The following is a 634-nucleotide window of genomic DNA, read 5'->3' on the forward strand; positions in this document are numbered from 1 at the left end:
AGAAATTCACGGTGCAAATGGTTATTTACTGGATGAGTTTCTTACGGACTATACAAACCAGGGAACGGATGAATACGGAGGTTCCCTCAGCAATCGTGTTCGTTTATTGGTTGAGGTATCGAGTGCAGTTCGGCAAGCCGTAGGAGAAAACTTTATAGTTGGGATTCGAATCTCCCAAGGGAAAGTAAATGATTATGAGCATAAGTGGGCTGGTAAAGAAGAAGAGGCAAAAGTGATTTCCAACAGTTAGGACAGTCGGGGCTTGATTATATCCATGTCACGGAATATGAGGCTTGGCAACCAGCCTTTCCAGACAGTAGTAGACAATCTCTTGCTGAGCTTGCCAAGAAGTATGGAAACATTACAGTGATGGCTAATGGACACCTGGAAGACCCATCTAAAGCAAGTCAGATGGTCGAAAATTGTACAGCCGATATTATTACTTTGGGCAAAGGAGCTCTTGCTAATCATAATTGGCCTGTCAAAGTTAAAAATGATGAACTGCTAGCTATATTTGACCAGGAAAAGATTTTAAGACCGAATGCAACAATAAAGGATTTTGAATTGGTCGATTAAGAAAAAAGTACGTCCTTTAGACCTTCTGTAAAGTACTCTATCAAGGTACTCTACAAAA

The 634-nt window shown here is 40.7% G+C and carries 2 protein-coding genes; both read left to right on the forward strand.

Annotated elements, in window-relative coordinates; translation table 11 throughout:
* Positions 1 to 250: oxidoreductase (locus GRP75_RS30610; protein WP_483311137.1), on the forward strand; the 250-nt coding region annotated here is incomplete at its 5' end.
* A 20-nt stretch (positions 251 to 270) separates the two neighbouring features.
* The gene (locus GRP75_RS30615) at positions 271 to 576 is read left to right on the forward strand and encodes a beta/alpha barrel domain-containing protein (RefSeq protein ID WP_319640947.1); all 306 of its coding nucleotides are present in this window, start codon (positions 271 to 273) and stop codon (positions 574 to 576) included.
* Positions 577 to 634: the final 58 nt, after the last annotated feature.

Source organism: Paenibacillus sp. OT2-17 (assembly GCF_009827695.1).
Lineage (GTDB): Bacteria > Bacillota > Bacilli > Paenibacillales > Paenibacillaceae > Paenibacillus > Paenibacillus polymyxa_B.